A 6,689-nucleotide genomic window follows, 5' to 3' on the forward strand; every position below is an offset into this window, starting at 1 on the left:
GGTTTCAACCGTACGTCCTATCTTGTCGCTCTTTGATTATCAGTATCCCGCCCTTTTTTCTGTCTACCTTTTTTAATCTGCTGACTCATTTCCACAAACAAATCCTTGCGTAAATAAGGATAATCGCTCACCCACACATCGCGACTGGGAATGTAAATATCCGAAACTTTGCCAATTCTACCCAAATCTTCTTGATTTGACATGATTAACATTAAAGCAGCTTGGCCGGGGACAATTCCCTGGTGATTTTTCTGCAAGGGAGCTTTAATTGTAGTAGTAAATCCCGTTTTGTCGCCAACTTCTAAGTTAATTCGCGGTTCTAAGTTATCAACAATTACCAGTTGTCCTTTTTGATTGACTGTTTCTTCTTGACTTGTGACTTCATCGGTGATATAAATATCTAAAACTCGCCCTTGCCAAAAACCGCAGTATTGATATTTTCGGCATTGTGCATTTCGCAAACTAGCCCAGAAAATCGGCCCCCACAGCCAGTACAAACCGGCCATCAATCCGGTAATTAAAACTAGAGGCCCCACATCGGAACCTGCGAAGTTGTAGATAACAAGCAGCAAAACTACGACTACCGCAGAGATTAACATTCGCCTTAAGAAATCTGGCGGTTTTCCCCAGATGTATTTGTATTGTGCTCCCGTGGCGACGGCGGGAATTAGTTCTTTGAATGTTTCTTGGGTTAGGGGAATTAGCATAAGACGAAGGAAGAAGGAAGAAGGAAGAAGGAAGAAGGAAGAAGGAAGAAGGAAGAGGGAAGAAGGAAGAGGGAAGAGGGAAGAAGCTAATTAACATTAGGTGCGTCAGGGAAAGTTATTAGTCTGTTGTTAAAACATTTAGCCCGCTCCGCACCCTACAATAACTCGATCCCCCCTAGCCCCCCTTCAGAAGGGGGGGGCAAGATTCTGATCAAAGTCAACCCCTACTCCCTTCTTAAGGGGGATTTAGGGGGATCTAGACTTGGCAATCAGCGAGATTAATCAAAGGTTTTAGGTAATTGTTGAAACTACTGTCAACTGTCAACTGTCAACTGTCAACTGTCAACTGTCAACTGACTACAAGATTTTTTCCAATCCGTAAACGAGCGATCGCAATTCCAGCACTTTACGTATAGATAACAGAACTCCCGGCATATAACAAGCGCGATCGCTCGTATCGTGTCGTAAAGTATAAACTTGACCTGCACCTCCAAAAATTACCTCTTGGTGAGCAATTAAACCGGGTAAACGGATGCTGTGAATCCGAATCCCTTCATCCGCCACAGATCCCCGTGCTCCGGGTATTTTTTCCGTTTCCTCAACTTCGGGGACATTGAAAGTTTTTCCCATTTCTGCTAACATTTGGGCAGTTTGAATCGCTGTGCCGCTGGGAGCGTCGGCTTTTTGATTGTGGTGCAACTCGATAATTTCTACGTGTTCAAAATACTGAGATGCCGTCACGGCGGCTTGTTGCAGCAAAACCATGCCGATCGAGAAATTGGGTATAATCAAACAGCCGATGCTGGCTTTGTCCGCGAATTCAGCTAAGTTTTCAATTTGCTTGCTGCTCAAGCCAGTAGTGCCGACTACCGGCCGTATACCATAAGCTATAGCCGATCGCACATTTTCATAAACCGACTTCGGGTGTGTAAAATCTACCATCACGCCTAACTGCTTTTCCTGAGCAGCCAATACCAGCATTCCTTGCAAGTCGTCAGTCACGGGAACTTCTAACGGGCCGCATCCGGCTAATTCCCCCGCATCGACGTGGAGGCACTCAGGAGAGCGGTCTACAGCCCCAAATAAGGTCATGTCATCAGCATTGGCGATCGCCTTAATTACTTCGCGGCCCATCTTGCCGCCAGCACCGTTAACAATCACCGGAATCGGAAGTTGATTCGCCATAATCTCAAATATATCCTGAAAGTTCGATCGACTAAATTTTAACGCTTCTGGGAATTTGGGGAAACAGGCGAATAAAAAACACGACTTGTCGGCAAATCTTCAACAAACCGGTTTCCCATCCAGAAATACTTGACAAAATCGAGTAATTAGCTTGAATAAACTCGGTTTCGGCACAACTTCTACATAAATTACTCAATATCATAATAAGCTCAATTCTGTAAGAACCGACTTGTCAGAAGCGAATTTGCACCCATATATTTTTTCTGTGACTGCCAAATTCTCTCGAAATCTTCGTTCTGTACTGTCTGTCGCCACTGGCCTCAACTTGAGTTCTCCAGGCCAGCGGGTCAGGATTTTGCCTGCTTTGTTGGCGGGCGTGACTGTAACGCTGCTGAATCTGGGAGTTCAGCGGTTGGGATGGCTGCAAAGCTGGGAATTGGGCAGTTTTGACTCGTTAGTGCGCTTGCAGCCGGATGCTGACCCCGATCCGCGACTGCTGATCGTGGGAATTTCCGAGGCAGATATTCAAGCTTTGGGGAGATTTCCGGTTTCCGATGGCGCGATCGCCCAAACCTTGACAAAACTGCAAAAATACCAGCCAAAAGTCATCGGTTTGGACTTATACCGGGATTTGCCTCAAGCACCGGGACACCAAGAATTGCTGACTCAACTGAAAGCGCCGAATGTGGTGGCGATCAACAAATTGAGCGATTCAGATAGTCCGGGAGTGCCTGCGCCTCCGGGGATACCGCCGGATCGGGTCGGTTTTAACGACTTCGTACTCGACACTGACGGCGTTGTGCGCCGCAATTTGCTCTCAGTCTCGCAACCAGACAAGAAAACTGCTTCCTCGTTTTCTTTGCAAGTAGCTTTGCTGTATCTCAAAGACAGAGTGCAGCAGAAAAATAGCCCTGTCAATCCCCACCAAATCAACTGGGGAAAAGCAGAATTTGTGCCTTTAAAATCTGACAGCGGCGGCTATGCAAATCTCGATACCAGAGGCTACCAAATTCTGCTCAAATACCGTTCTGGGAAACAGGTGGCGCGACAAGTCAGTATCACGCAGGTATTGAACGGGGAAATTGATCCAAGCTGGGTAAAGGACAAAATCGTGCTGATTGGGACGACGGCACAGAGTAGCAGAGACGTGTTTCTCACGCCCTACAGCCCAGTGAAAAAGCAAAGTCCGAAAATACCGGGGGTATTGCTGCACGCACAAATGCTCAGCCAAATATTGAGTGCGGTTTTGCAGGGGCGATCGCTCTTTTGGATGTGGCCACAATGGGCAGAAATTTTGTGGAACGGTGGTTGGGCGGTACTTGGCGGGGTTGTGGCTTGGCGGATTGTGCACCCGGCGAGGGCGGGATTGGTTGGGGGTGTGGCATTGATCGGGCTGTTCGGGATGAGTTTTGTGATTTTTATGGGCGGTGGATGGGTGCCGCTGGTGTCGCCGGCTTTGGGTTTGGTGGTGACTGGTGTGGGTGTCAGCGCTTACAGGAAGCTTTACGATGCTTTTCACGACTCTCTGACGGGTTTGCCGAATCGGGATTTGTTTGTAGAGTCTTTGGGGCGGGCGATCGCCCATACTAAGGGCCGTCGCAGCTATCTGTTTGCGGTGCTATTTTTGGATTTAGACAGGTTTAAGGTGATTAATGATTCTTTGGGTCATTTGGTAGGGGATGAACTGCTGAGGGCCGTAGTGCTGCGGTTGAGGGCAAGTATTGGTCGTGCGGATACTGTGGCGCGGGTGGGGGGCGACGATTTTGCCATTTTGGCGAGGAATGTTGATGTTGAGAGTGCGGTGGATTTGACCGATCGCATTCACCAAGCTTTAATTGTGCCTTTTGAGTTAAGAGGGCAGGAAGTATTTGTCACCGCCAGCATCGGGATTGCGGTGGGTGGCGAACCAACTGCTGCCAGCCGGGAACAGCCAGAACACTTGCTCAGGGACGCTCACACGGCGATGTACCGGGCGAAGGCTTTGGGAACGGGAAGGTATCAGGTATTTAATGCTTCGATGCACGATTTGGCTGTGGAGAGGTTGCGGTTGGAGACGGATTTGCGGATGGCTGTCAAGCGTCGGGAGTTTTTGCTTTACTACCAGCCCTTTGTGTGTTTAGCCAGCGGGAGGATTATTGGATTTGAGGCTTTGGTGCGCTGGCAACATCCGCAGCGGGGCTTGATTTCGCCGGTTAAGTTTATTCCGGTGGCTGAGGAAACGGGGGCAATTGTGCCACTGGGTGAGTGGGTGTTGGAGGAGGCTTGCCGGCAGTTGCGGCTGTGGGAGGGAATGTTTGATTTCGATCAACCTTTGATTATGAGTGTAAATTTATCTGGGAAGCAGTTTGCTCAACCGGATTTGGTCGATCGCATTCAGGCTATTTTGCGGGCAACGGGTTTGAGTGCCGAGAGTCTGAAGCTGGAGATTACTGAGAGTGTGGTGATGGATGATGTGGAGTCGGCGATCGCGGTTTTGAAGCAGATGAAAGCGTTAAATGTCAAGTTGGGAATTGATGATTTTGGCACTGGTTATTCGTCGTTGAGTTATTTGAGTCGGTTTCCTACGGATACTTTGAAGGTTGATAAGTCGTTTGTGGGGCTAATGGAGTTGGGCGAGGGAGAGAATGTGGCGATCGTGCGGACGATTGTGGCGCTGGCGCACGCTTTGGGGATGGATGTGATTGCTGAGGGTGTGGAGACGGCGGCACAATTAGCTCGGTTAAGGGCGATCGGCTGCGAGTACGGCCAAGGTTATTTTTTTGCTAAGCCCTTACCAAGCGAGGCTGCGACTGCCTTGATGGCTTCGGAGCCACAGTGGTAGTTATTGGTTATTAGTTATTGGTTATTGGTTGTTGGTTATTGGTTATTAGTCAATACCATCGCCCGCAAGCATTGTTATCGCAGACGATCGCACTTTTGATGCCAACCGTCATCGATCTATCCAGTGCGATCGGCTAGTTTTATGCGAAACGCGGCTTAATTCCAATAAAACTTTACGCAATCATGTAGTGTTGGGAGCGATCGCTCTTAGGGATCTCGCCATTCCCTGAAAAAAAGCAGTAAACGGATCTCGCCCTTACCTACCTCAGCTTAAACAGCAGTTGACAAAAATTGACAATATTTGCCATACTTGAATAGTTAGAGATGTAAAAGTTTACAAACTATGAAAACACTCAACATATCGCTACCCGAATCGATGCGGGATTTTATCAGCGAACAGGTTGCCAAAGGTGGCTACAGTACCACCAGCGAATACATCCGACACTTGATTCGCCAAGAATTAGAACGAGTCGCAAAAATACAACTTGAGACATTACTATTGGAAGGTTTAGATAGCGGTGAATCTATTGAAATTACGGATGAGTGGTGGGAACAAAAACGCACTGAACTTGTTGAAAAAGTCCGCAAACAGAAGACATGACCAGACGAATTGTAATTAGACCAATGGCTAGTTTTGACATTGATGAACAGTTTGCCTATATCGCTACCAATAATTTTGATGCGGCATTGAGATTTTTTGATGCGGCCAGGCAAACTTTCTCCCAATTAGCACAAATGCCTGCTATTGGTAGCCTTTATAGTATTGAAAATCCGCGTCTGGTTGGTTTGCGGAAGTGGGCTGTCAGGGGATTTGACAAGCATCTAATTTTTTATGTAGAAAGGGATGAATATATTGAGATTGTGAGGCTACTCCATGCTGCGCGCGATCTTCCAGAGATTTTAGGAGAGGAAGAATAGTTATTAGAAATTGCGATCGACCTTTCGATACCAAAAAGTGTGATCGCCCTTCGCGCGTGAAAAAGTTGTCAAGGGCGATCGACCGGCACGATGAAAAAAGAGCGATCGCTCCTAATCTCAAAGATGCTATCATAGATGAACAGTTACTATGTCTTGATGGGTAAATGACATGAACGCTAAAGAATTGCTGCTTCAAGAAGTGGATAATATTCCAGATTTTATATTAGAAGAAGTTTGGGATTTTCTGCAATTTCTAAAAGTAAAATATGATAAAAACAAGTTAGAGTCAAGCCTGCTAAGTGAATCTGCTTTGCAAAAAGACTGGTTAAAGTCAGAGGAGGATGAAGCATGGCAGAATTTGTAAAAGGTGATGTGGTAGTTGTTCCATTCCCATTTTCAGATTTAACACAAGCCAAGCGCCGACCGGCTTTAGTTATAGCAACTTTGACAGGAGACGATCTAATTCTTTGTCAAATTACTAGCCAGAGAATAGCCGATCGCTATGCTATTACTCTTGAAAGTAGTGATTTTAGTGAGGGCCGACTTAAACCTTACGAGCAACATTAGACCTAATCGCTTGTTTACGGCTGACCGAGAAATTATACTTTATAAAGCTGGTAAGCTTAAGCCTGATAAGTTGAACGAGGCGATCGCTAAAATCGTTGAAATTATTCAGCAGTAATTGCCTGTTGTCAAGCGTTCCGTCTGTTCAAAATGCTGTTTGACTGCGTTGTGTTGTGCGATCGACCTTTCGATGTCAAAAAGAGCGATCGCCCGCCGCCCGTGAAAAAGTAGTAAAGGGCGATCGACCTTTGGATACTAAAAGAGCGTTAGCGAAGCCCTCGAAGAGGATCGCCCTTCGCCCGTGAAAAAGTAGTAAAAGGCGATCGACCTTTCGATGCTAAAAGTGCGATCGCCCTCCCATCCCAGAACAGGGCTATTTCATTCTGGTTGAGTAGCTGATATGATAATAAAGTATTGTAGTCATTCACATGATATGTCATGTCTCAAATTGCCATTGTCGAAGCCTTCGCAGACCTACCCGATACCCGTCGAAGA

Annotated in this window: 9 protein-coding genes; 6 read left to right on the forward strand and 3 right to left on the reverse strand. The window is 46.8% G+C overall.

All coding sequences use genetic code 11. The features are described 5' to 3' along the window. Positions 1–17 precede the first annotated feature (17 nt). Positions 18–707: a phosphate ABC transporter permease gene (locus K4039_RS13145; RefSeq protein ID WP_265235633.1), complete on the reverse strand. Its 690-nt coding sequence runs from the start codon at positions 705–707 to the stop codon at positions 18–20. Between K4039_RS13145 and K4039_RS13150 the strand changes: the two genes are divergently transcribed. Next, positions 631–801: a hypothetical protein gene (locus K4039_RS13150; RefSeq protein WP_265235643.1), complete on the forward strand. Its 171-nt coding sequence runs from the start codon at positions 631–633 to the stop codon at positions 799–801. The genes K4039_RS13145 and K4039_RS13150 overlap by 77 nt on opposite strands. Positions 802–1,064: 263 nt before the next feature. On the opposite strand, the gene dapB is transcribed toward K4039_RS13150, so the two are convergent. After that, complete coding sequence (dapB, locus tag K4039_RS13155) at positions 1,065–1,892, reverse strand: 4-hydroxy-tetrahydrodipicolinate reductase (protein ID WP_265235634.1); 828 nt, start codon at positions 1,890–1,892, stop codon at positions 1,065–1,067. A 301-nt stretch (positions 1,893–2,193) separates the two neighbouring features. Between dapB and K4039_RS13160 the strand changes: the two genes are divergently transcribed. From K4039_RS13160 to K4039_RS13180, 5 genes are all read left to right on the forward strand, one after another. Continuing rightward, a complete protein-coding gene (locus K4039_RS13160) occupies positions 2,194–4,713 on the forward strand; it encodes an EAL domain-containing protein (protein ID WP_321161604.1) in 2,520 nt (839 codons plus the stop codon). Positions 4,714–5,055: 342 nt separating this feature from the next. Continuing rightward, complete coding sequence (locus tag K4039_RS13165) at positions 5,056–5,313, forward strand: type II toxin-antitoxin system ParD family antitoxin (protein ID WP_265235635.1); 258 nt, start codon at positions 5,056–5,058, stop codon at positions 5,311–5,313. Beyond that, a complete protein-coding gene (locus tag K4039_RS13170) occupies positions 5,310–5,630 on the forward strand; it encodes a type II toxin-antitoxin system RelE/ParE family toxin (protein WP_265235636.1) in 321 nt (106 codons plus the stop codon). The genes K4039_RS13165 and K4039_RS13170 overlap by 4 nt, the downstream gene beginning before the upstream one ends. 169 nt (positions 5,631–5,799) lie before the next feature. Continuing rightward, complete coding sequence (locus tag K4039_RS13175) at positions 5,800–5,994, forward strand: hypothetical protein (protein ID WP_265235637.1); 195 nt, start codon at positions 5,800–5,802, stop codon at positions 5,992–5,994. Beyond that, complete coding sequence (locus K4039_RS13180; protein ID WP_265235638.1) at positions 5,979–6,197, forward strand: type II toxin-antitoxin system PemK/MazF family toxin; 219 nt, start codon at positions 5,979–5,981, stop codon at positions 6,195–6,197. The genes K4039_RS13175 and K4039_RS13180 overlap by 16 nt, the downstream gene beginning before the upstream one ends. Positions 6,198–6,460: 263 nt before the next feature. Here K4039_RS13180 and K4039_RS13185 read toward each other — a convergent pair whose 3' ends face one another. Beyond that, on the reverse strand, positions 6,461–6,634 hold the full coding sequence (locus K4039_RS13185) for a hypothetical protein (RefSeq protein WP_265235639.1): 174 nt from the start codon (positions 6,632–6,634) through the stop codon (positions 6,461–6,463). Between the last annotated feature and the right edge of the window lie 55 nt (positions 6,635–6,689).

The sequence above is a fragment of the Lyngbya sp. CCAP 1446/10 genome (assembly GCF_026130175.1).
Taxonomy (GTDB): Bacteria; Cyanobacteriota; Cyanobacteriia; order Cyanobacteriales; family Microcoleaceae; genus Microcoleus.